Below are 22,928 nucleotides of genomic sequence, written 5' to 3' on the forward strand. Positions count from 1 at the left end.
GTCTTTCCGGGAACCGGGCGTCAGGGGGGCGGCAGGCGGCGCAGCATCAGTGGATCGCCGCGGGCGGGCCGGTCATCAGCACGCCGTCCTGGCCGAACAGGATCAGACTGCCGTCCGGCGCCTCGATGGCCTCGGCCAGGGCGATGCGGTCGGGCCGCTGCTCCAGCGTGAAGCTGCGGCCCTGGTCGGTGCTGGTCAGCACGATGCCCTGCATCCCCACCAGCACCACGCGCCCGTCCGACAGCCGGGTGCCACCCAGCAGCCCCGCGGTGGAGCGGTTCTCCACCGCGGTCCAGGTCGCGCCGGCATCCGTGCTGCGGTAGATGTTGCCCTGCAGGCCGAAGACGAGCACCGTCTCCGGCCCCACCGCCAGCGCACCGAAGTAGGACCCCTCATAGGGTGTCTGCATGGCCTCCCAGGTCCGGCCGCGGTCCCGGCTGACATGGGCCATGCCGAACTCTCCCGCGATCAGCCGCAGGTCGGGCGTGGGGGCGATGATGGCGTTCAGGTGGTAGTCATCCTCCTCGATCCGGCGCCGGGTCCAGGTCCGGCCGCCGTCGTCGGTCTCCAGGAACAGGCCGTAGGCGCCCACGGCCATGCCATGCTGCGGGTCGTCGAACAGCACGTCCATCAGCGGCAGTTCCCAGTCCGGCGCCGCGTGCTGGAGTGTCCAGCTTTCGCCGCCGTCGCCGGTGTGCAGGATCACGCTGTCGTGCCCGACGGCCCAGCCGTTGCGGGCATCCACGAAGAAGACGCCGGTCAGGGCGGAATCGACCGGAACCGGCATCTGCCGCCAGGTCCGGCCGTTGTCGTCGGACAGCAGGATGTGCCCGCGCTGGCCGACGGCGACCAGACGGTCGCCGGCACGCGCGGCGTCCAGCAGCAGCGAGCGGACGGCAAGGGGCGCCAGCGCCGCCGGCTTGAGGCTGTCGGCCTGAACCGGCGGCGGGGCGGCGGCAGCGGGCCCCTGCTGGGCCAGGGAGGGCATGGCGATGCCCAGGGCGAAGGCTGCGGCGGCCAGAGCCGCCGGGGCGCGGAATGGGGTCATGGCACCCTGTTCTTCCTACGAAGGAAAAGGGCCGGCCGGTTTCCCGGCCGGCCCGTCGGCTGCGTGGGTCAGCGCACCCCCGCCCGCCTCAGGGAGTCCGGGGCGAAGTCCGCCGCCGTGTAGTCCTGGTCGAAGCGGTAGGGCGGCTCCTGGTTGTCGAAGCCGTTGCAGGTGTAGCGCCCCGACGGCAGGTCGTAGGTGCATTCCAGCGTCGTATTGTAGCCCGGCAGATCATAGTAGTTGATGCCGTGGCTTTCGCTCACACGCCAGATCTGGTCGCGGACGTCATAATTGTCGGCCGCCAGGATGACCCAGCTGTCCTCGTCGATGTAGAAGCGACGCTTGGCGTAGACATGGCTGGTGCCAGGGCGCACCGTGCCGTCCACGACCCAGACCCGGTGCAGTTCGTAGCGGGTCAGATCCTGGTTGATATGGCGCGGCTTGATGATCTGGTCATAGCTGAGATCGCCGCTGTGCAGCTTGTAGGAGTTGTACGGCACGTACATCTCCTTCCGGCCGACGAGCGTCCATTCATAACGGTCGGGCGACCCGTTGAAGACGTCGAGCTGGTCGTTGGTGCGCAGCCCGTCCGACGCCGTGCCGGGGTTGTCGTAGGCGACGTTCGGGGCGCGGCGGACACGGCGCTGGCCCGGATTGTAGGTCCAGGCCGAGCGCGGTTCTTCCACCTGGTTGATGGTGTCGTGGACCAGCAGGATCTCGCCTGCCAGCCGGGCCGGCGCCACCACTTCCTGAAGGAAGAACAGGGCCAGGTTGCCGTCCGCCCCCTCCGGACGGGAGTACAGGTACTTCACCTTCTCCGTCAGGGTGATCATGGTATAGGCGCCGTTGGCCTGCGGATTCGCCTGGCCGTACTGGCGGAACACGTTCAGGCCGCGCCAGCGCAGCAGGTGATTCCAGACCGCTTCAACGCCTTCCTTGGGGATCGGGAAGGGAATGCCGGTCTTCGCCTCCAGCACGCCGTTGCCACCGGGGGCCAGCTTCGCCGTCCCGGCATTCTTCACGGTGGCGTCATAGATGAACTGCGGCGCCGAGGCGCTGCGGCGCGTCGGGTAGACCGGCAGCCTGTAGGTATCCGGATAGGTCTTGAGCAGGGCCTTCAGGCCGTCGGGCAGCTTGTCCGCATACTTGTCCATGTTCTCCGAGGTGATGGTGAACAGGGGCTTGTCGTCCGCGAACGGGTCGATGTGCTGCTTGCCGGGGGTGTAGCCCGGGGGCGGGGCGGTGATGCCGCCCGTCCATTCCGGGATGCTGCCGTCGGCATTGCCGGCCTTGATCGCCCCCATGGGGGTGAGCGTCTTGCCGAGGTCCGATGCGGTCTGCGCCTGTGCCGGCAGGGCCAGGGTGATGGCCAGCGCACCGCCGAGCAGCGCGGCCTTAACGCGATTCATGAAGTCTCCTCCTTTTTATTCGGTCCTTCCTGGCTCTTTCCGGCCGTTAGAAGGAGTACTTGACACTGACCGAGACGAAGTCGCGGTCGCGGATCAGGTTGCGCTGCCCGGCACCGAAGAAGGTCGAGTAGCTGATGTCCGCGGTCCACTTCTCCAGATAGAGCGCGCGCAGGCCGAAGCTCAGCGCCTTGCGCCCTTCGACGAAGTTACCGATCGGACCCGGCGTCACGCCGTTGACGTCGTGCTGCCAGGAGATGGAGGGCGACAGGTTCACGCCCGAGAACGCATTCAGGTAGTCGAAGCGCGCCGTCATCCGGTAGCCCCAGGAGAACCGGGTGGCGAAGCCATCCTCCACCGCCGGACCGGGGGCGGCGCCGCCCGCACCGGACTCCGCGAAGGCCGGGATGTAGGAGCGGTCGGTGCCCGGCCCGTCCAGACGGTACTCGTCCGCCCCCGGGAAGCCATGGACATAGTTGAAGCCGAACTCGCCCAGCAGCACCCACTGGTCGGCGCCGACCATCGGGCCGAACGCCTTGGTCGCCGTGAACTGGAGCTGAGAGATGTCGAAGAACTCGTAGCCCTGGAGCGTGCTGCCGAAGAAACGGCTGGCACTGGTCACGGGGTCGTTCAGGTCGATACCGCCCAGCCGCTGGATCATCGGGTACTGGTTGAACAGGGCGGCCGCCTGACGCGCACCGGCCAGCGCCCCCGCCTGGGCACCCGCCTGCAGGGCCGCGGCATAGCTGGCGGGGCCGCCCTGCGACGCGATGGCCGCCTGTACCTGACCCTGCACCGCGCCCGGCAGGCTGGTGAAGGAGGTGCCGACCAGCGACGGCGCGGCCACGGCCAGCACCCGGTTGACGGCCGCCTGATACTGCGACTGCGCCGCGGCCTGCCCGGCCGTCTGGCCCGACGCCGCGGCGCCCAGCACGGCCGGGGCGGCGAAGGTGGACTGCAACAGCTCCACATCGTCCAGCGCCAGCGGCTGGTCCTTGCGGAACGAGTATTCCGCCTGGAAGGAGATGCCGGCGGGCAGGGTCGTGTTCAGGCTCAGGCCGAAGAGCTGGATGTCCTCCGGATAGACCAGCCGGTAGCCGCTGGCCTCGGAGAAGGGGGCGGCCTGCGGGTTGGCGGCGAAGCGGTAGAAGTCGGACTGCGTGCCGACGATCGTCTCCAGCACCGGCAGGCGGGAATGGTAGTTGATGTAGTAGGCGCCGAACTCGGTGTTGCCCAGATCCGGCGAGAAGTAACGCGCGGCGAAGCCGAACTGGCCGCTGTCGCTCGGCTGGTCGTCCTCCAGCCGCGGCACGCGCGAGCCGACGGAGGCCGCCGCGTTCACGACCGAGCGGTCGATGTCCGGGATCAGCGGGTTGCCGAAGCCCAGCAGCAGGTAACGCGCGCCGGGCGAGCCCGAGTCCGTCGTGCTGAAGAAGCTGTTGGCGGCTTCCGGCTCCGTCTGGTCCCACTTGAACTGGTAGAAGGCTTCCAGGCTGAAATTGTGGCCGAGGCTCAGGGAGACGTCGGCGATCGGCACCGGCAGGAAGGATTCCTTCAGCTCCGAGCCCGGGATGCGCAGGGCGGAGACGTCGATCGGGTTGATCGTGTTGATGCCGTTGGCGATGAAGGTGCTCTCGCCCCAGCTCAGCACCTGGTTGCCCAGGCGGACGTCAAGGCCGGCATCGTCACCCAGGCTGAAATTGCCGTAGACCAGCGCATCCAGCAGCTTGAAGTCGCGCCCGACCCGCTCCACCGCCTCGCCGTCCAGCGGGAAGCGGCCGGTGCGCGCGAAGTCCGTGCTGTCCTTGTCGGCGTTGACGACATCGTAGAAGTAGGTGGCGCGGACGAAGGCGCCCAGATTCCGGTAGTTCAGCTTCAGCTCGTGCAGGGCACGGCCGGTCAGCGAGACAAGGCCCTTGTCGTAGTTCAGGTTGCCGTTGTCGCCATTGTGCGAGTTGAAGGTACCGCCGTTGACCCGCGCGATGATGCTTTCGTCGCGGTCCTGCACGCGGAACAGCGCGCCCAGGGTCAGGGTCGTGTCGAAGCTGCCGGTCAGCTCGCCGCGGTTGAACTGCACCGCCTGCGCGCTGCCCGCTGCCAGCAGCGGGGCCAGCAGGGCCGCGGCGCTGGCGCCGGCCAGCATGCGGCGGTTGAGCCTGCGACGATGTGGACGGATTTCGGGCGTGATCGTGCGTGCCATGGCGTTTCCTCCTCGCTCCACGTTTCTCTTTTTCGCCCGCGTTTGTTGGGGGCGCCGGAACGGAGGCAGCCCGATTTGCGGGAATTTCAAGGCTGTAGCAGTAAAGGCTGGCGTGCGCCTGCGTCAAGGTCTCTATGCCCGGAATGCAGGGCTCCGGCCCCGCCGGACAGGGTTCCGGAGCGTCCTTGAAAAGTCTGTCCGCACTGTGGATGTCAGCCGGCTGCCCCGTAAGTGCTTGATTCAAGGCTCCGTTGCATAAAGGGACCGGCCCGGCCGGAAGCCCGGCCCGGCGCTCCGCCGGCAACCGGGCCAGAACTGGGGCCGAGTCGGGGCGAGACCGCGGGGCGGGCGCGGCCCCGTCGGCTGCAGGGGGTCAGCTCGCGGCCTGGTTGCGCGCCGGCCGCAGGCAGCGGGCTTCCAGTTCGGCCGCCGGAACCGGAAAGCCGATGAGGAAGCCCTGTGCCTCGTGGCAGCGGTGCCGGCGCAGGAAATCGAGCTGCTCCTGCGTCTCGATCCCCTCTGCCACCACGGTCAGGCCGAGCTGCCGGCCCATGGCGATGATGGTGGCGGCGATGGCCCCGGTATCGGCGTTGCTGGGCGCCTCGCTGACGAAGGAGCGGTCCACCTTCAACGTCGTGATCGGCAGCCGGCGGAGATAGGAGAGCGAGGAGTAGCCGGTGCCGAAATCGTCCACGGCGATGCGGATGCCGCGGCCGCGCAGTTCCGCCAGCCCGTCGGCGATGAAGGCCATGTTGGACATCATGGCCGTCTCTGTGATCTCCAGCTCCAGCAGATCGGGCCGCACGCCGTACTCGTCCAGCAGGGACTGGATGCGGTCGGCGAAGTGGCTGGAGGTGATCTGGCGGACGGAGACGTTGACGGCGACCGGCAGCGGCTCCAGCCCGGCGCGCTCCCAGCGATTGATCTGCTCCAGCGCGGCGCGCAGCACCCAGTCGCCGATGGCCAGGATCATGCCCGTCTCCTCCGCCACCGGGATGAAGGTGGAGGGCGGGATCATGCCCATCTCCGGATGGCGCCAGCGCAGCAGCGCCTCCACGCCCACCGTCTGCATCGTCTCCAGGCTGGCCTTGGGCTGGTAGTGAAGCTCGAACTGCCCCTGGTCGATCGCCTCGCGCAGGGCGTGCTCCAGCGACAGCCGGGCCACGGCCGCCTCGTTCATCTCCGGCGTGAAGAAGCGGTAGCCGTTGCCGCCGGCCGACTTCGCCGTGTGCATGGCGGTGTCCGCATCGCGCAGCAGGGCGCCGATGTCGGTGGCGTCGCCGGGGAAGAGCGTGATGCCGATGGAACAGGTGATGAAAAGCTGCTGTCCGTCCAGGCCGAAGGGCTGGGACAGGCCGGCCAGCACCGTCTCGGCCACGCGGGCGGCCATCTGCGGTTCCGTCAGATCCTCCGCGATGATCAGGAACTCGTCCGCGCCCAGCCGGCCGATGGTATCGGCCGGGCGGACGGAGCTGGCCAGCCGCTGCGAGATGGCGCGCAGCAGCTTGTCGCCGACCTGGTGGCCCAGGCTGTCATTGACCAGCTTGAAGCGGTCCAGGTCCAGCAGCAGCACCGCGACCGAGTTGCCCTTGCGTTCGGCCTGGTCGGCGGCATGCTGGAGCCTGTCCTGCAACAGGGTGCGGTTCGGCAGCCCGGTCAGCGGGTCATGGGTGCTGACATACATGAGCTGCTCTTCGAACCGCTTGCGGTCCGTGACGTCCGTCATGGTTCCGGTGATCCGCACGGGGCGGCCCCGGTCGTCCCGGATCGCCTGTCCGCGCGCCTCGATCCAGATCAGGGAGCCGTCGCGGTGACGCAGCCGGTAGAAGGCGTGGTAGTCGCCGGATTTCCCGGCCAGATAGCGTTCGATCTGCGCCAGTGCGGCTGGCCGGTCGTCGGGATGCAGGATCTCGCGGAACAGCAGGTCGGCCTGACCCGGCGGGCTGCCCTCGTAGCCCAGCATCTCGATGAACTCCGGGCTCCACCAGAAGATGCCGTTGGCGTAGTCCACGTCGAACACGCCCGATCGGGTGGCGCGCACGGCCAGCTTCAGCCGCTCCTCGCTGTCGCGCAGGGCCTGCTCCGCCTGCTTGCGGCGGGTGATGTCCTGCACCACGCAGATGGCCGTGCGGCGGTCGCCCAGCCGCATCTGGCTGACGCCGAAGGCCATGCTGAAGGTCACGTTCCGGCCGGTCCGGCCCTGGATCTCCGACCAGGTTTCGCGCCGCCGCCCGTCGCCGCTCTGGCGCAGGCAGGCCATCAGCGCCATCGCCACGCGGGTCCAGTCTCCCTCGTCGATCAGGGTGACGAAGGGTTTGCCCACGACATCGGCGGCGGCATGGCCGAACAGCTCCAGCGCCGCCCGGTTCATCGTCTCGATCCGCAGATCCTCGTCCAGCGTGATGATGCCGTCGGCGACGTTGTCCATGATGCCGGACAGCCGCGTCTCGCGCTCGCGCAGGGCGGCCTCCGCCCGCCGGCGTTCGACCAGCGAGCGGTCGAACTGGGTCAGCAGGTCGTTGGTGATGCGTGCCAGCAGGCCCAGCTCGTCGTCGGCATGGTGCGACGGCACCGTCAGCGGCCGGCCGGCCGGCTGGGCCGGATCGACCTCTGCGATGGCGCCCGCCAGCCGCAGGAAGGGCTTGGTGATGCTGAGATAGAGCATCACCGCCAGCGCCGTCGCCAGCCCCAGCATCCACAGCGCGCTGGTCGCCAGCACCAGCTCCGCCCGGCGGAAGAAGTCGGCGGCGATGACGTAGCGGTCGATGCTGACCCGCAGCTCGCCCACCCGCAGCTCCTCCGCCCGGCGGACGATCAGGGGGATGGCGAAGGACTTCTCGTGCGGCAGCAGCAGTTCCGCCAGCCACTTCAGCCGCCCCTCGGTCGGCAGCCGCTCCTTCGAGGCCAGGACGTTGCCCAGATCCTCATAGATCGCCGCGCGGTAGACCGGCCGGTAGGCGAACAGCCCGGTGATGACCCGTTCCGCCAGCGCCTGATCGAAGGAATAGGCGGCCTCGGCCGCCGGCTCCTCCAGCGTGGACAGGACCTGCTTCACGAGCTGGTCCGTCTGCTTCTCCATGTCCAGCAGGTCCAGGGCGATCTGGACCGAACTGAGGAACAGGCCCAGCACCAGGGTGAAGACCAGGGTATTGCGGGCCTGCTTGTAGGACAGCCGCTTGCGCAACGGGATCTTCATCAGGGGGGGAGCCGGATGCAGTTCCCCTGCAACCGGGCCGGCGGGTTCCTCCCCCGGCGTCGGCGGAAGACCGCCGTCCTGCGTTTGCGCAGGAAAAGAAGCGTCCGATGCCCGCACCGTGCTGTGACCCGTCCCCCGTGTGCGTCCTTGAGACTAGACTGCCATCTCCGGTTTGGACATGACAATCGTGTTAACCGGTTCGGAGGGCACAGGGCGACGTGCCGGCGCAGGGGCCCCGCGCAGGTAACCGTCGCGCACCGCGCGGTCGTTTGCTAGGAGAGCGGAAGAGCTGAGCGGAGGAGTGGTTTGGCACGAGGCATCCTGGGCGAGATCGAGGGAGCGGGCCAGCGCGCGGCGGACGGGCTGGCGCAGGTCTTCGCGCGCCTGTCCGGCGGCGATCTGCGGCTGGGCGTGACCGGCCTGCGCCGGTCGGGCAAGACCGTCTTCGTCACCTCCCTGCTCCACAACCTGCTGACGGCCGGGCGGCTGCCCTTCCTGGACGTGATGTCCCAGGGCCGCTTCATCGCCTCGCGCCTCCAGCCGCAGCCCGACCCCGCCGTGCCCCGATTCGATTTCGAGGGCCGGCTGACCGAGCTGACGGCGGAGATCCCGCGCTGGCCGGAGAACACCAAGGCCGTCAGCGAGATCCGCGTCGCCCTGCGGTTCCGTCCGGTCGGGCTGATGCGCCGCAACCTGGGCGGCATCGCCACGCTGAACCTGGACATCGTGGACTATCCCGGCGAATGGCTGCTGGACCTGCCGATGCTGGGCCAGGGCTTCGCCGAATGGTCGCGGCAGACGCTGGACCTGTCGCTGCGGCCCCCCCGCGACGAACTGTCCCGGCGCTGGCGGGAGTATCTGCGCGGCGTCGATGCCACGGCCGACGCGGACGAGGCCGTGGCCCGCCGGCTGGCCGCCCTCTACACCGACTATCTCAAGGCCTGCCGGGCCAGCAGCGTCGGGCTCAGCCTCGTGCAGCCCGGCCGCTTCGTCGAGCCGGGGGAGATGGAGGGGGCCCCGGTGCTGACCTTCTGCCCCCTGCCGCCGCAGGAGGCCGCGCCGGCGGACTCCCTCTACGCCCTGATGGCGGAACGCTTCGAGGGCTACAAGGAGAAGGTCGTCCGCCGCTTCTTCCGCGACCATTTCGGGCGTCTGGACCGGCAGATCGTGCTGGTGGACGTGCTCTCGGCGCTCAACGCCGGGGCGCCGGGGCTGGAGGATCTGCACCAGTCGCTCGCGGCGACGCTGGAGAGCTTCCGCCATGGCCGCACCGGCTGGCTGAACTGGCTGGGCGGCTCGCGCATCGAGCGCGTCCTGTTCGCCGCCACCAAGGCCGACCATGTCGCCGCCAGCCAGCACGGCAACCTGCGCTCGCTGCTGGAGAGTTTCCTGGCAGGCTCGCTGAACTCCGTGCGCTATACAGGCGCCGCGGTGGACACCATGGCCATCGCCTCGGTGAAATGTACCGAGACCGTGCTGACCGAGTACCGTGGACGGCCGCTCGCCTGCGTGCAGGGCGTGCCGGCCGGCCGCACCGAACAGGCGGTGATCTTCCCCGGGGAGATCCCGGCCAGCCATCACGATGTCGGGCCGACGGGGGAGGGGCGCTTCAACTTCCTACCCTTCCTGCCGCCGCAGGGGCTGGGCCGCGACGGCCGCGGCCTGCCCAACATCCGGATCGATCAGGCACTCCAGTTCCTCGTGGGGGATCGCCTCGCATGACTTTGCGGACAGACGAGACAACGCGGACGCCCTGGGTTCCGCCCATGGAGTTCGACCCCGCGCGGGCGATGCCGGCGCCGCTCGACCAGCGCGACGCGCCGACCCCCCTGGCCGGAGAGCTGCTGCCACCGCCGACGCCGAACCCGCGGCGGTTCGCCGCCCGCGCCCTGGTCTTCTCGCTGGCCGGCCTGGTCGTCGCCGCCATCGGCATCGACACGGCGGATCTGGTGATCCGCGCCTTCGCCGTCTCGCCCTGGATGGGCGGGGTGCTCTGCGGGCTGGTCGCGGTGGCGGCCGGGGCGCTGGGCATGATGGCCGGCCGCGAATGGCGGGCCTTCTCCCGGCTTGCCAAGGTGGACGGGCTGCGCCAGCGGGCGGCGGCGCTGCGCGCCAAGGCCGGCCATGGCAAGGCGCAGCCGGTGGCGCGGCAGGTGCTCGCCCTCTATGTCGGCCGGCCGGAACTGGAGCGCGCGCGCGAGGCCTACCGCACCGCCGTCACCGACGCCCATGACGACCGCGAGGTGCTGGACCTTGCCGAGCGCACGCTGCTGACGCCGATCGACCAGACCGCCTACCGGCTGGTGGTGCGCGCCTCGCGCGACGTGGCGCTGGGCACGGCACTCAGCCCGGCCGCCCTGCTCGACGCCGCCCTGGTGATCTGGCGCAACGCGAGGCTGGTGCGCGAGGTCGCCAGCCTCTACGGCGCCCGGCCCGGCCTGTTCGGCTCCGCCCGGCTGCTGCGCCGGATGGCGGAGAACATCGCCATCGCCGGCGTGGCCGAGTCCGGCGACAGCATCGCCGTGGACGCGCTGGGCGGCACCGTGGCGGCGGCCCTGTCCGCCCGCATCGGCCAGGGCGTCATCAACGGCCTGCTGACGGCGCGCATCGGCCTCACGGCCATGCATCTCTGCCGGCCGCTGCCCTTCGCCCCGGAGCGGCGGCCCCGTCTGGCTGAAATCCGCAAGGAGCTGCTGCGCCTGCCTAAGGAAGTGCTGTAGCCTCGGTGGTCGGGATGGCGCCCGGCGGTGGCGGGCGCATGAGGGGAGAGGCCATGCGCATCCTGTTCCTCGGCGCCGGAGCGACCGGCGGCTATTTCGGCGGACGCCTGATGGAGGCGGGGGCCGACGTCACCTTCCTGGTCCGGCCCCGGCGGCAGGCCCAGCTCCGCGAGAACGGGCTGGTGGTGGAGAGCCCCGCCGGCAACATCCGCCTGCCGGCGCAGACCATCACGAAGGCCCGGCCCGGCTACGACCTCGTGGTGCTGACCTCCAAGGCCTACGACCTGGACGGCGCCATCGAGGCGATCCGGCCCGCGCTGGAGCCGCGGACGCTGGTGATGCCGCTGCTCAACGGTCTGAACCACATCGACCTGCTGGACGCCGCCTTCGGCCGGGAGCGGGTGCTGGGCGGCATGTGCCACATCCCGATCACGCTGGAGCCGGACGGCACCATCCGCCATCTCTCGCCGGTCCACCGGCTGGCCTTCGGTGCCCGCTCGCCCGGGCAGGACGCCATGGTCGGGCGGCTGGCCGAGGCCTTCCGCCCGACCCCGGTGGAGTGGCGGCGCAGCGACGCCATCATGCAGGACCTGTGGGAGAAGTTCGTCTTCCTGGCGACGCTGGCGGCGGCGACCTGCCTGATGCGTGCCCCGGTCCGTGCCATCGTCTCCCAGCCCGGCGGGGAAGGCTTTCTGCGCGCCCTGTTCGCGGAGGCGCAGGCCACCGCCCTGGCGGAGGGGTATCCGCCCTCGCCCGCCTCGGTGACGGACAGCCTGGACCAGCTCACCGACAAGGAGAGCGCCCTGACCGCCTCCATGATGCGCGACGTGGTCCGCGGCCACCGGGTGGAGGGGGAGCACATCATCGGCGACATGGTCCGTCGCGGCGAGCGCCACGGCCTCTCCATGCCGCTGATGTCGCTGGCGCTGCTGCATCTGCGCGCCTACGAGTCCGAGCGGCTCCGCCGGGCCGGCTGAGGGGGCGCCGGAGAAGGGGCGGGGCGTCAGGCCAGCAGCCCGTTCAGCACGTACAGCAGCCCGCCGATCATGGCGCCCAGGATGGTGCCGTTGATCCGGATGTACTGGAGATCCTTGCCGACCCGCACCTCCATCCGGCGGGTGAACTCGTCCAGGTCCTGGCCGCGCAGGGTGTCTGAGATGAAGTCGCGGATGCGCTCGCGCCAGCGCGGGATGGCGGCGACGAAGGCGTCCTCCACCGAGCGGTTGACGCGGCCGCGCAGCTCGGCGTCGTCGAGCTGGCTGGCGAGCGAGGCGACGGCGGCCTCGACCACGCCGCGGATGCGGCTGTCGGGCCCTTCCAGATCGTCCACCACCAGCCGGCGCAGGGTCGCCACCGCCTTGTCCAGCAACTGGCTGAAGCTGGTGTCCTGAAGCGCCATCCGGACGACGCGGGTCAGCCGCTCGCCCAGGGGGCCGCCCCGCTCCACCTCGTCGGGCAGCTCGCGCAGCCAGCGGCGCAGGTCGCGGCCCACGTCGGAATGCGGGCTGCGCAGGTCGAACAGGTGGTCGATCGCGGCGTCGGCCAGATTGCCGGCGACACGGCGGTCCACGGCGCGGGGAATCCACCAGCGCGAGCGCGCCTCCACCGCCTCCTGCAACCAGTTCCGTCGGTCCTGCACCATGCCGACCAGCCGGTCGGACAGTTCGGTCAGCAGCGCCTCCAGCGCGTCGCTCTCGACCACGGCACGCAGCACCCGGGCCAGCGGACGGCGCAGGTCCACCCCGCCCAGCGCTTCCTGCAGGGCGCGGGTCAGGGTGCCGCGGATGGCGGCCTCGCCGTCGCCGCGCACCAGCCCCGGCAGCAGGCGCACCACCACGTCCACGACGCGGGCGCGGCTCTGCCCGTCGTGCAGCATCCGGGCGATGCGGTCCGCCAGATCCATGCGGTGGAGCTGCTCCACCAGCATGCCGGGCTCCAGGAACTCGCGGTCGATGTAGGCGGCGATGCCGTCGGCGATGCGGTCGCGGTTCTTCGGCACCAGGGCCGTGTGCGGGATCGGCAGGCCCAGCGGGCGGCGGAACAGGGCGGTCACGGCGAACCAGTCGGCCAGCCCGCCGACCATGCCGGCCTCCGCCACGGCGCGCAGGGGATGCACCGCCTCCGGCGGCAGCGGGGCGACATGCGAGGCCACCCAGCCGGCCGCCGCCACGCCCAGGGCGGACCCGGCCAGAAGCCGGTAGCGCGCCAGTTCCGTCTCCCGCTCGCGCAGCGCCTGGTCATCCCCGGTCCGCATCCGCAGCCCCCGTCATGGTCGCATCCTTTCCCACGCTAATCCCCCGCCCGGCGGTGACCGGCCAGGATTTACCGAGGCGTTACAAAGCGAAAAGCCCGGGTAACGCGTTTTCCCCTAGAACGGCGTCCGGACAGGGACCGACTGCCTCCCCCGCCCGTTTCCGGGGGACGCCGGTCCTGTGACGGCGATCCCGCGGGCGGGGGTTATTCCCTTTCCACCGTCGGCGGGGACTGGACCCGGCGGCTGTGGCCGCCGGGTTTCCTTTTTCCCGTCCCGGAGTCCTGTCCGGCCCGCTCTCCGCCGCTCCCAGGAACTTCACCCGACCGCCCCGGTTGAACCGCAGCCCTCCGCGGCGGTGGGCGCGCAAGCCAGGGAGATCGCCATGCAGATCCGGGACATCATGACGAAGGACGTGGAGCTGGTGAACCCCGGCACCACCCTCAAGGAGGCCGCGCGCAAGATGCGCGACGCCGATACCGGGTTCCTGCCTGTCGGGGAGAACGATCGTCTGGTCGGCACCGTCACCGACCGCGACATCACCGTGCGCTGCGTGGCGGAGGGGGCGGACCCGAACAGCGCCGCCGTCCGCGACGCCATGACGGACGAACTGGTCTTCGTCTTCGACGACCAGGACAGCAGCGAGGCGGCCCAGCTCATGTCCGAACGCTCCGTCCGCCGCCTGCCCGTGCTGAACCGCGACAAGCGGCTGGTCGGTGTCGTCTCCCTCGGCGATGTGGCGGCCAGGGGCCGGGACGAGGACGTGGTCGGCCTGACCCACGGCGACATCGCCAAAGCGCCCCCGAACGGCTGAGGGCAGACGGCGAGGGGCAGACGGGCGAGGGGGAACGGGTGGGGTCCCCTTATGTCCCGCCCCCGCCCTCCAGCGGCTGGTGCCGGTGGACATCGTAGTCGGGGGCGGCCTCGACGCGGGACCGCGGAACCGAGACGCCCGCCCGGTTCTCCGCCCATTCGATGGTGCTGATCCAGTCGGTGTCGATCACCACCTTGCGGCCGGGCAGCCAGGTGCCCGTGTCCACCACCACCCGGCGCACCGTCCAGCGGTCGGTGTCCAGCAGCAGACTGTCGATGCTGCCGATGTCGCCGTCCGGCGCGCTCAGGGTGTAGCCCGCCAGTTCGCGGGTGCTGCGCAGGTGCGGGTCCCCGTCCGGCCCTGTCGTTTCCGCGGCGCCCGCCCCGGCTGCGTTCGCCTCTGCCGTGGTCCCGCCGCCCTCCTCTCCCGGTGGCCCGCCGGCGGCGGGGGGCAGGGAACCGGCCGGCGGGATGCCCAGGCCGGGGGCGAGGCCGGCGGCCATCCCCGCCGCACCGCCGACGGAACCGCCGATGGTCCAGTAGGGCGCCCAGCCGTAGTAGCGGTGCAGCAGCGCCTCCTGCTGGCGGTTGACCGGACGGTCCGTCTCGATGCTGGGGCTGGACTCCACCTGTGCCACCGTCAGGGCGACCTCGATCTCCTTCGCATCCGCGTCGGGCGTGCCCAGGACCGACGGTACGATCAGCACCCGCCGGCCGAACAGGAACGATCCCGTGTCCACCACCAGATAGCGCACGGTCCAGTCGCGGTCCTCGAACAGCAGGTCATGGACCCGGCCGATGCTGCCGTCGGCTGCGCGCAGCGTGTAGCCCTTCAGCGTGTCGAAGTTCCAGATCATCCGATGCCTCCCGTGGCCGCCTGCCGTGCCCACCCGGGGCCTTGACCCAGGGCAACCCGGACAGGGGCGGAGCGGTTCCCCGCGGGCCGACCCGGTCGCGCATGCCGGTCCCGCCCCTTCCGGCCTTTCCCGAGACGGCGGGGACGCGCTACACCCCTGGTGATCGGGTTGGTGGAACGGGAGGAGCCCGCGATGCTGCGCGCCTACCGGATGGTCGAGGGCCAGAACGAACGGCTGGAGGGCGCCGTTGCCGCCGATGCCCTCATGTCGGCCGCCTGGATCGACCTGTTCTCCCCCACGCCGCAGGAACTGGCGCAGGTGCAGGACGCCTTCGGGCTGGAGCTGCCGACGCGGGAGGAGATGCGGGCGATCGAGCTGTCCAGCCGCGTCTACCGCGAGGCGGGCGGCGTGTTCCTGACCGCGACCGTGCTCTGCCGCGCCGATGCGCCGGTGCCGGAGACGATGGACGTCACCTTCGTGCTGACGGGACGGACCCTGATCACGCTGCGGTTCGACGACCCCAAGCCCTTCTACGGCTTCCACAACCAGGTCCAGAAGCAGGGCATCCGGCTGGAGTCCGGGCTTGTCGCCTTCGTGCAGTTGCTGGAAGCCATTCTTGACCGCATCGCCGACGTGCTGGAGGGGACGGCGCGCGACCTCAATACCGTGGCGCAGCATCTCCTGCTCCAGGGGGATGAGCGGGCGCGGCTGTCCTCCGAGCTTCAGGCCGACCTGCTGCGCCGGATCGCCCGCGGCCACGACGTCACGGCCAAGGCGCGCGAAAGCCTGGTCACCCTGGCCCGCGTGCTGGCCTTCGTCGCCGCGCTGAAGGAGGTGGTGTCCGACAAGGGGTTGCGCGGCCGGCTGAAGACCATGCTCCAGGACAGCCAGTCGCTGTCCGACTACACGGCCTTCCTGTCGTCGAACATCAGCTTCCAGCTCGACGCCCTGCTCGGCCTTGTCGGGATCGAACAGAACAACATCGTGAAGATCTTCTCGGTCGCGGCGGTCGTGTTCCTGCCGCCGACGCTGGTCGCCAGCATCTACGGCATGAACTTCCACCACATGCCGGAACTGGACTGGACCTTCGGCTATCCGCTGGCCCTGGTCCTCATGGTCCTCTCGGCCGTGGTGCCCTATCTCTGGTTCAAGCGCCGCGGCTGGCTGTAGGGCCGGCCCACCCCGGTCAGGGGGCCGGGGTATCCGGCAGGCTGTAGTCCAGGGTGTAGGAATGCCGGCCCTCGGCGATGCTGATGCCCATGACGCCGCGGATGCCGGTCAGTGCTCCCGTGCCCGAATCCGGCACGATGGTGATGGACAGGGACTGTCCCCCGCGGTCCATGACGCCGCGATGGACCAGGGCGAAACCGCCGCTGCGGCCATGCAGCGTGCCGCTGAACCGTTCCACCGCGACATAAGCGGCGGACCCCTGGACCGGCGCCATGGCGGTCAGCATCTCCCCTTCGGAGGTTCCCTCAAGGTCGCCCTGGAACCGCTTGTCCAGGATCATGCGTCCCAGCTTCGCGCCCTCGCCGGACCCGCCACCGGCCTCGCCCGTCGCCTGCGGGGTGAGGGTGACCTCGAACCCACCGCTCGCCCGCACCGTCGCCCGTCCGTCCGTGCCGTCGTCCATGCCCGCCTCTCCACCTCTGTTCTCCGTGGCGGCCCCGGTCCGCGGAGCCTCCTGTGCCGCCGCCGTCAGCCCGACGGGCGTCAGCGCGGGCATCAGGAGCAGGACCGCCACGCCCGGCAGGCCCGCCCATGGGCGCCTTCCCGGCCGGTCCCGGGTTCCCGTGTCCGTTGCCCGCCGCATGCCCCCTCCCGATCCGCTTCCGTCCAGCCTAGCACGCGCCGTCCTTGGGGGAAGGGGGGAGGAGCCGCCCCGTCGATTCCGTGCCCCTTGCACCGCCCGGCAGGGTCCGGCACGCTTTGTCCCTTCGGCCCAGGGCTCCGGCCCGCCAGCGAAAGGCTTCCGCATGCAGGTGCCGCGCGTCCGACCGGGCCTCCGCCGTGTCCTTGCCGCGGTGCTGCTGGTTGCGCTGGGAACCCTGGTCGCCGTGCTCCCCGCCGGGGCGTCGCGGGCGCAGGAGCTGCCGGTGGACCTGGAACTGGTGCTGCTGGTGGATGTCTCCGGCAGCGTGGACGCGCAGGAAGCGGAGTTGCAGCGCCGCGGCTATGCCGACGCGCTGATGAGCGATCAGGTGGTCGAGGCCATCCGCTCCGGGCCGCTGGGCCGGATCGCCGTCACCTATGTGGAATGGGCCGACGACACCTATCAGGTGGTGGTCGTCGGCTGGACCGTGCTGGACGGGCCGGAGAGCGCCCGCGCCTTCGCGGAGCGGCTGACCGCCGCCCCCGTCACCACCGCCTTCTGGACCGCCATCGGCAGCGCACTGGACTTCGCCACCCGCCAGTTCGACGGCAACGGGGCGGAGGGCACCCGCCGCGTCATCGACATCTCCGGCGACGGCTACAGCAACCGCGGCCGACCCCCGGCGGAGGCGCGCGACGCCGCCGTGGCGGCGGGCATCACCATCAACGGCCTGCCGATCCTGAACAGCCGTCCCAACCCGTGGGGCGGGCTGCCGCCCCTCGATCTGGACAGCTACTACCAGACGCACGTCATCGGCGGTCCCGGTGCCTTCATCCTGGTGGCAGAGGACTTTCCGGCCTTCGGGGAGGCGATCCTGGCCAAGCTGGTGAAGGAGATCGCGCAGGCGCCCGGACCGGCTCCCGGTTCCCGGCTTGCCGGCGGGGTGCCGGAGGCGGCCGGACAGAACGGGGCCGCCGCGGCCCGGTGACCTTCCGGAAACCGTGGCGGCCCACCAGTTTCTGGCGGTTCAGGGAGGCAACGCACCAGTGCCCGCACCAACATCCCGCCCGGCGGGCGGTTCCGGGTCCGGGCTCCGTTTCTGCCGTCCCCCCCGGGGAAGCGCCCGCGACAAGGGTCGCTCCGCCCGGTTCCGCCCTTCCTGACGCGGCGGCGCGCCCCTCCTTCGGAGTGACCCCGTCTGTGGAATGGCATCCGCGGATAAAGTTCCCAAAATGGCCCTGGTCGATGATGCCGGAGCCGGTCCGGCGGAGAGGGGCGAGGACGCAAACCCATGGATGCAATTTCCGAGGCGCTGCTGCGGCAGGTGCCCTTCCTGCGCCGCTATGCCCGCGCCCTCACGGGGTCGCCGGAAGCCGGCGACGATCTGGTCGGCCGGGCACTGCCCGTCGTCCTTGACGATCCCGACGGCTACGGCCTGGGCGGGGAAGGCGAAGCCCGCCGCGGCGCCCTCTACGCGCTGCTGAACCGGTTGCAGGACGATGCCGGCCCGCGACCGCAGCCAGTGGAGACCAGCCACCCGATGGAAGCGGCCCTGGCCCTGCTGCCGGAAGCGGAACGCCGCCTGTTCCTGCTGGTCAGCCTGGAGGAACTGTCGTTCCAGGAGGCCGCCGCCGTGCTGGGCGTGGCGCCGGACCAGGCGCACGCCCTGATGGCCGATGCACAGGAGGCCCTGCGCGAAGCCCTGATCGCCAGCATCATGATCGTCGAGGATGACGCCATCATCGCCTTCGATCTGGCCGAGACGGTGCGCGGCATGGGCCATACGGTCTGCGGCACCGCCGCGACGATGGAGTCGGCCCTCACCACGGCCCGCGACTGCCGGCCGACGCTCGCGCTCATGGACCTGCGCCTTGCCCACGGCGACAGCGGCATCACGACGGCGCAGCGGCTGCGGCAGAGCAGCGAACTGCCGATCATCTTCGTCACCGCCTTCGGCGACGAGCTGACCCGGCGGGGGCTGGAACATCTCGGCCCCGTGATCCGCAAGCCTTTCACCCGCGAGCAGATCGAGCGGGCGATCACCCAGGCAGTCTTCGCCCCCCCGCGGGAGGCGCGCATTCCTGCCCTGGCGGCCTTCGCCCGCGACCCCGCCGGGGGGGCCGTCTGAGCCCCGGGCGGCAAGGGCTGCCTGTGACATTGTGCGGCATCGGTGTGGACGCCGGAACACAGTGTGACGCGCCCGCAAAAAGTTGCCAAGTTTCTGTTGCACGCCGATTCCCGGCGGTCCAAAGATACCTCAGCAGACAGGATCGGCAGTGGTACGGACAGTCGGTACCCTTGGGCCGATCCGGGCGCGGGTCGGGCACATGGATCGCAGGACATTGTTCCGTATCGCTGCCGGCGGGTGCCTCCTCACCCTCGGCGGGGGATGGTCAGCGGGCGCGTTCGCAGCGCAGGACAGGACGGTCCCGGCGCGCAAGCCGGAGCCGCCGCGTCCTCTCCGGCGCGTGGTGCTGGACCCCGGCCACGGCGGGCACGATCCCGGCGCCATCGGCGTGCGCGGCACGCACGAGAAGGACATCACCCTCGACATCGCCAAGGAGCTGGCCCGCCAGCTCCGCAAGGCCCGCGGCCTTGAGGCGGTGCTGACGCGGGAGACGGATGTCTTCCTCAGTCTCGGCAAGCGGGTGGAGATCGCGCGCACCGCGCGGGCCGAGCTGTTCATCTCCATCCATGCCGACAGTGCCCCCAATCCGAACGCCCGCGGTCTCTCCGCCTACACCCTGTCGGAGAAGGCGACCGACGCCTTCGCCGAGGCGCTGGCGCAGCAGGAGAATCTGGCCGACCGGCTGGGCGTGGCGGAGGAGCAGTTCGACGCCAACGTGCAGGCCTTCCTGGTCGATCTCGCCGCCGACTACACCCGCCGCGCCTCGCTCTCGGCCAAGCAGGGCATCGTGAAGGGGGTGGGGCGCGACATCCGCCTGCTCGACAACCCGATGCGGTCCGCCAATTTCGCGGTGCTGAAGGCGCCCGACGTGCCTTCGGTGCTGGTCGAGACCGGCTTCCTGTCCAACCCGGAGGACGAGAGGCTGCTGCGCGACGCCACGGCGCGCCGGCGGATCGCCGCAGTCCTGGCCCGCGAACTGGTGGCGGTGGTCAACGCCGCCCCCTTCGCCTGAGGTGCTGCCGCGTAACGACGCACCGGGCGGGCATGGCCCCGGCGGACGGGAAGCCCTACCTCAAACGAACTGGTTGGAGCCGGAGGCGCGTTGGTCGTGCGTCCGGCGGGAGATGACGGCGATGGGCGATGGGTGCCAGCAGGTCCGGGGAACGGCTCCGGTGGGTCTGACCGCGCGTGGCGAGGCGCGCGCCGGGCGGCGCCTGCGCGGCGCCCTTCTGGCGGCGCTTCTTCTGTTGCCTGCCTGCGCCCAGCTCGATGCGGGCGCGCCGCGTCCGGCCGCGACGGCGGCACAGACCCCCGCCGTGCCCGACGCCACCATCCGCAAGGAGATCGAGCGGCGCTGGCAGGAGCAGGGAGAGGCCGGCCGCGGCATCGATCTGTCCGTCAGCGGCGGCCGCGTCCTCCTGACCGGCCGCGCCCGCACGCCCGATCAGCGGGTGGACGCGGTGCGGCTCGCCTGGCAGGCGGACGGTGTGACCGAGGTCCTCAACGAGATCCAGATCGACGACGAGAGCGGCCTGACCGACAAGGCGACCGATCTCTGGATCAGCACCCGGATCCGGTCGAAGCTGCTGTTCGATCCCGACATCTCCTCGGGCATGTTCTCGGTCGATACCGTGAACGGCACCGTCTACGTCATGGGCCGGGCCCGCTCGCAGGTGGAGCTCGACCGCGTGCTTTCCCATGTGCGCGCCGTGCCGCGCGTCAGGCGGGTGGTCAATCATGTCGTTCTCTAGGGGCATACCGCATCCCGCCCAGGGATTCTGCGGCGTCCTGCTGATTCTGGTGGCGTTCGTCTGGCCGGGTGCCGCCTTCGCGGACTCCGACCCGGCGGCCCAGGCCAACCGTCTGTTCGTCCAGGCCATGCAGGCCATCCAGAAGGCCGACCAGACCTATGACCCGCAGGAGCAGGCGAAGTTCCTGATGGAGGCGGACAAGCTCCTGTCCGACATCATCACCCGTCTGCCGGAAAGCCCGCTGGCGGTGCAGCTCGTCACCAACCAGTTCATCGGCGACTTCGACTATGTCGCGTTCCAGAGCCGCATCCGCGGGCTGGTCTGCGCCGAGCCGCAGGCGACCGGCTGCTTCCTGCACCGGATCGAAACGATGATGCCGCCGCTGGAGTATCCCATCGCGGGTCCGCGCTGGGACTGGCTGTCGCTGGCGGTCGCCCATTGGCATCTGGGGGACAGGGGGCGGGTGAAACCGATCATCGCCCCTTTCGTGATGGCCCTGCGCCGGTCAGCGCCGCCGGCGGAGGGCAGCCAGGACCTTTTCCTGGGCCGGGCGCTCGCGCTTACGGGCGAGCCTGATCTGGCGCTGCGCATCACCCGCTCCATTGCCGACTGCTCCACCCGCATCTACAACCTGACGGACATCGCCGAGGCGCTGGTCTGGCAGGGGGAGGGCACCCGCGCCACCGCCGTGGCGGAGGAGGCGGCGGACTATGCCCGCGCCAATGCCTGCGCCTGGGAACTGGGGCTGGTCGCCCAGGCGCTGCTGCGCGTGGGCGACGAGGGGCGCGCCCGCACGCTGTTCCTGAACACGGTGGAGGAGCAGTTCTCGCGCTTCAAGGAGCGCCGGGGCACCTGCTGTCCGCCCGAACTGGCGGTGGCCGCAGGCGACCTGGGCGACGTCAACCTCGCGCTCGGGCTGCTGCGCACGGTGCAGGAGGAGAGCCCCTGGACCGTGCCGCAGGTGCTGGGCAAGCTCGGTGCCCGCGGGGAGAAGACCCTCACCCTCACCTTCGCCGACCAGATCGCGGACATGGAGCTGAAGGCGGAGACCTATGTCGAGCTGATCGGGGCTTCGCTCAAGGCCGGGGACCGCAGGCAGGCCGATCTGGTCTCCACCCGCCTGGACGGCATGCTGAAGGGAGCCGACAAGAGCCCGCTGGTGCTGATCCAGCGCGCCCGTGCGGACCGGCTGCTGTTCAAGGATCAGCGCTGGCGTCCGCGCTTCCAGCAGGCACTCGATCAGTCGGACAGAGAGGGGCAGGCGCGGCGCGACGTGGCCGTGCCCTTCCTCGCCGCCCTGGTGGAGATCGAGACCGGGCGCGCCATGCTGGAGTGAGCGGCGGCGGGGCGGGTTTCCCGCCCCGCGCACGACATCCTTCCCTCCTGCGCCCTGGCAGCCTGTACCCTACCGGCTGCCGGCCCGCGGCTTCAGCCGCCGGGCAAGCTGGCGGACATAGCGGCTGTCGGCCGGGCTGAACTCCCCGGCGGCGATGTCCTTGCGCAGGTCGGTCAGTTCCTGCCGCGTCTGATCGGACAGGACATAGTCCGCCAGCATCCGGTCGATCAGATCCCGGTCCTCCGGTCCCCCGGCGTCGCCCGCGCCCGTGTCCGTACCGTCCACGCCGGCTCCGTCCGTGTCGGTATCGTCCACCCCGGCATCATCCAGGTCCAGGTCGAGCCCGTCTTCCGCGTCGCCGTCCGTCCGCGGGGCGGGCACCAGCAGCGCATCCCAGCCGACCCCGGCATCGACCATGCGGCGGTGGACCGTCCGCGCCGCTTCCAGGGCCTTGGCGTCATCCGGATCGCCCAGGCTGTCCAGCAGCGCGATGAAGCTCTCGCGGTCCATGAAGGGCATGGCGGTTCGTCTCCTTTTTCGCCTTTCGCGTCCGCCCCTTAGGTGGGGAGCGACCGGGTCCCGTCAACCGCTGCCGTCAGCCGGATCCCGTCGGCCGGATCCCGTCAGCCGGCCGGACCGCGGGGACGATGTCCTGCCGCACCTTTTCCCAGGCCGTGCGGTTGAACGGGGCATGGAGGCAGGGTGACGCCGGGTCGCAGCCGACAGGAGCAGATTCGGCATCTTTTCCTGCCTGTTCCCGTTGCCCGTCTGCCGAGCGTTCCCGAAGGCGAAGCAGGGCGCGTATCCGCCGCAAGGCCGCACCCGCCTGCGGTTTCACCCGCTTGACAGGAGGGCGGAACCGCGCGACCCGTGGAGCCAAGGCGCCAAGCCATCCCAAGACGTTCCGACAGAGGCCCCATGCCGTCCTTCGACATCGTCTCCAAGACCGACCTCGCCGAGGTGCAGAACGCCATCGACGGCGTGCTGCGCGAACTCCAGAACCGCTTCGACTTCAAGGGCTCCAAGAGCACGATCGAGCGCAAGGAGAACGAGATCACCCTCCATACCGAGGACAAGACGAAGCTGTCCCAGCTCCAGGAGATGGTGAAGGGCTACTTCGTGCGCCGCAAGCTCGACCCCGGCGCTCTCGACTGGGGCCGGGAGGAGAACGCGGCCGGCGGCACGCTGCGCCAGGTGGTGACGGTGCGGCAGGGAATCGACCAGGACCTCGCCAAGAAGATCGTCAAGGCCGTCAAGGACAGCAAAATGAAGGTCCAGGCCTCGATCCAGGGCGATGAACTGCGCATCACCGGCAAGAAGATCGACGATCTTCAGGAGTGCATCCGGCTGGTCAAGGGGCTGAAGATCGAACAGCCCCTGCAGTACGTGAACTTCCGCGACTGACGCTT

The 22,928-nt window shown here is 70.5% G+C and carries 19 protein-coding genes; 11 read left to right on the forward strand and 8 right to left on the reverse strand.

Translation table 11 applies throughout. The annotated features are described in order from the left end of the window. Nucleotides 1-46 precede the first annotated feature (46 nt). The 4 genes from RC1_RS16485 to RC1_RS16500 form a co-directional block, all read right to left on the reverse strand. Nucleotides 47-1,048 carry a WD40/YVTN/BNR-like repeat-containing protein gene (locus RC1_RS16485; RefSeq protein ID WP_012568580.1) on the reverse strand — a complete coding sequence of 334 codons (1,002 nt, stop codon included), beginning with the start codon at nucleotides 1,046-1,048 and terminating at the stop codon, nucleotides 47-49. Between the two features lie 68 nt (nucleotides 1,049-1,116). After that, nucleotides 1,117-2,457, reverse strand: coding sequence for a DUF1329 domain-containing protein (locus tag RC1_RS16490; RefSeq protein ID WP_012568581.1), 1,341 nt, complete (start codon nucleotides 2,455-2,457; stop codon nucleotides 1,117-1,119). Between the two features lie 46 nt (nucleotides 2,458-2,503). Beyond that, on the reverse strand, nucleotides 2,504-4,654 hold the full coding sequence (locus RC1_RS20390) for a DUF1302 domain-containing protein (RefSeq protein WP_012568582.1): 2,151 nt from the start codon (nucleotides 4,652-4,654) through the stop codon (nucleotides 2,504-2,506). A 373-nt stretch (nucleotides 4,655-5,027) separates the two neighbouring features. Further along, nucleotides 5,028-7,850 carry an EAL domain-containing protein gene (locus RC1_RS16500; protein WP_148213486.1) on the reverse strand — a complete coding sequence of 941 codons (2,823 nt, stop codon included), beginning with the start codon at nucleotides 7,848-7,850 and terminating at the stop codon, nucleotides 5,028-5,030. A 306-nt stretch (nucleotides 7,851-8,156) separates the two neighbouring features. Between RC1_RS16500 and RC1_RS16505 the strand changes: the two genes are divergently transcribed. The 3 genes from RC1_RS16505 to panE are packed head-to-tail and all read left to right on the forward strand — an operon-like array spanning nucleotide 8,157 to nucleotide 11,547. Next, nucleotides 8,157-9,572, forward strand: coding sequence for a YcjX family GTP-binding protein (locus tag RC1_RS16505; RefSeq protein WP_012568586.1), 1,416 nt, complete (start codon nucleotides 8,157-8,159; stop codon nucleotides 9,570-9,572). A 44-nt stretch (nucleotides 9,573-9,616) separates the two neighbouring features. Next, nucleotides 9,617-10,570, forward strand: a complete 954-nt coding sequence (locus tag RC1_RS16510; protein WP_234703788.1) for a YcjF family protein — start codon at nucleotides 9,617-9,619, stop codon at nucleotides 10,568-10,570. Between the two features lie 53 nt (nucleotides 10,571-10,623). After that, the gene (gene panE, locus RC1_RS16515) at nucleotides 10,624-11,547 is read left to right on the forward strand and encodes a 2-dehydropantoate 2-reductase (protein WP_012568588.1); all 924 of its coding nucleotides are present in this window, start codon (nucleotides 10,624-10,626) and stop codon (nucleotides 11,545-11,547) included. A 26-nt stretch (nucleotides 11,548-11,573) separates the two neighbouring features. On the opposite strand, the gene RC1_RS16520 is transcribed toward panE, so the two are convergent. Continuing rightward, nucleotides 11,574-12,824, reverse strand: coding sequence for a DUF445 domain-containing protein (locus RC1_RS16520; RefSeq protein WP_012568589.1), 1,251 nt, complete (start codon nucleotides 12,822-12,824; stop codon nucleotides 11,574-11,576). 382 nt (nucleotides 12,825-13,206) lie between these two features. Between RC1_RS16520 and RC1_RS16525 the strand changes: the two genes are divergently transcribed. After that, complete coding sequence (locus tag RC1_RS16525; protein ID WP_012568590.1) at nucleotides 13,207-13,635, forward strand: CBS domain-containing protein; 429 nt, start codon at nucleotides 13,207-13,209, stop codon at nucleotides 13,633-13,635. A gap of 49 nt (nucleotides 13,636-13,684) precedes the next feature. On the opposite strand, the gene RC1_RS16530 is transcribed toward RC1_RS16525, so the two are convergent. Continuing rightward, on the reverse strand, nucleotides 13,685-14,491 hold the full coding sequence (locus tag RC1_RS16530) for a PRC-barrel domain-containing protein (protein WP_012568591.1): 807 nt from the start codon (nucleotides 14,489-14,491) through the stop codon (nucleotides 13,685-13,687). Between the two features lie 192 nt (nucleotides 14,492-14,683). Between RC1_RS16530 and RC1_RS16535 the strand changes: the two genes are divergently transcribed. Beyond that, the gene (locus RC1_RS16535; protein WP_012568592.1) at nucleotides 14,684-15,661 is read left to right on the forward strand and encodes a magnesium transporter CorA family protein; all 978 of its coding nucleotides are present in this window, start codon (nucleotides 14,684-14,686) and stop codon (nucleotides 15,659-15,661) included. Between the two features lie 16 nt (nucleotides 15,662-15,677). Here RC1_RS16535 and RC1_RS16540 read toward each other — a convergent pair whose 3' ends face one another. Further along, on the reverse strand, nucleotides 15,678-16,235 hold the full coding sequence (locus RC1_RS16540; protein WP_202795549.1) for a DUF3224 domain-containing protein: 558 nt from the start codon (nucleotides 16,233-16,235) through the stop codon (nucleotides 15,678-15,680). Between the two features lie 232 nt (nucleotides 16,236-16,467). Here RC1_RS16540 and RC1_RS16545 point away from each other — a divergent pair, with 232 nt between their 5' ends. The 5 genes from RC1_RS16545 (at nucleotide 16,468) to RC1_RS16565 (ending at nucleotide 21,519) form a co-directional block, all read left to right on the forward strand. Then, nucleotides 16,468-17,292: a DUF1194 domain-containing protein gene (locus RC1_RS16545; RefSeq protein WP_012568594.1), complete on the forward strand. Its 825-nt coding sequence runs from the start codon at nucleotides 16,468-16,470 to the stop codon at nucleotides 17,290-17,292. A gap of 303 nt (nucleotides 17,293-17,595) precedes the next feature. Beyond that, entirely contained in the window at nucleotides 17,596-18,432 is an 837-nt protein-coding gene (locus RC1_RS16550) for a response regulator (protein ID WP_012568595.1), read from the forward strand. 343 nt (nucleotides 18,433-18,775) lie between these two features. Continuing rightward, nucleotides 18,776-19,444, forward strand: a complete 669-nt coding sequence (locus tag RC1_RS16555) for an N-acetylmuramoyl-L-alanine amidase family protein (protein ID WP_234703789.1) — start codon at nucleotides 18,776-18,778, stop codon at nucleotides 19,442-19,444. A gap of 160 nt (nucleotides 19,445-19,604) precedes the next feature. Beyond that, nucleotides 19,605-20,183: a BON domain-containing protein gene (locus RC1_RS16560; RefSeq protein ID WP_012568597.1), complete on the forward strand. Its 579-nt coding sequence runs from the start codon at nucleotides 19,605-19,607 to the stop codon at nucleotides 20,181-20,183. Next, a complete protein-coding gene (locus tag RC1_RS16565; RefSeq protein WP_184446327.1) occupies nucleotides 20,170-21,519 on the forward strand; it encodes a hypothetical protein in 1,350 nt (449 codons plus the stop codon). The genes RC1_RS16560 and RC1_RS16565 overlap by 14 nt, the downstream gene beginning before the upstream one ends. Before the next feature lie 69 nt (nucleotides 21,520-21,588). Here the strand turns inward: RC1_RS16565 and RC1_RS16570 are convergent, their stop codons facing one another. Beyond that, nucleotides 21,589-22,038, reverse strand: coding sequence for a hypothetical protein (locus RC1_RS16570; protein ID WP_012568599.1), 450 nt, complete (start codon nucleotides 22,036-22,038; stop codon nucleotides 21,589-21,591). Between the two features lie 399 nt (nucleotides 22,039-22,437). On the opposite strand from RC1_RS16570, the gene RC1_RS16575 reads away from it, so the two are divergent. Then, the gene (locus tag RC1_RS16575; RefSeq protein ID WP_012568600.1) at nucleotides 22,438-22,923 is read left to right on the forward strand and encodes a YajQ family cyclic di-GMP-binding protein; all 486 of its coding nucleotides are present in this window, start codon (nucleotides 22,438-22,440) and stop codon (nucleotides 22,921-22,923) included. Nucleotides 22,924-22,928 lie beyond the last annotated feature (5 nt).

Source organism: Rhodospirillum centenum SW, from assembly GCF_000016185.1.
Lineage (GTDB): Bacteria > Pseudomonadota > Alphaproteobacteria > Azospirillales > Azospirillaceae > Rhodocista > Rhodocista centena.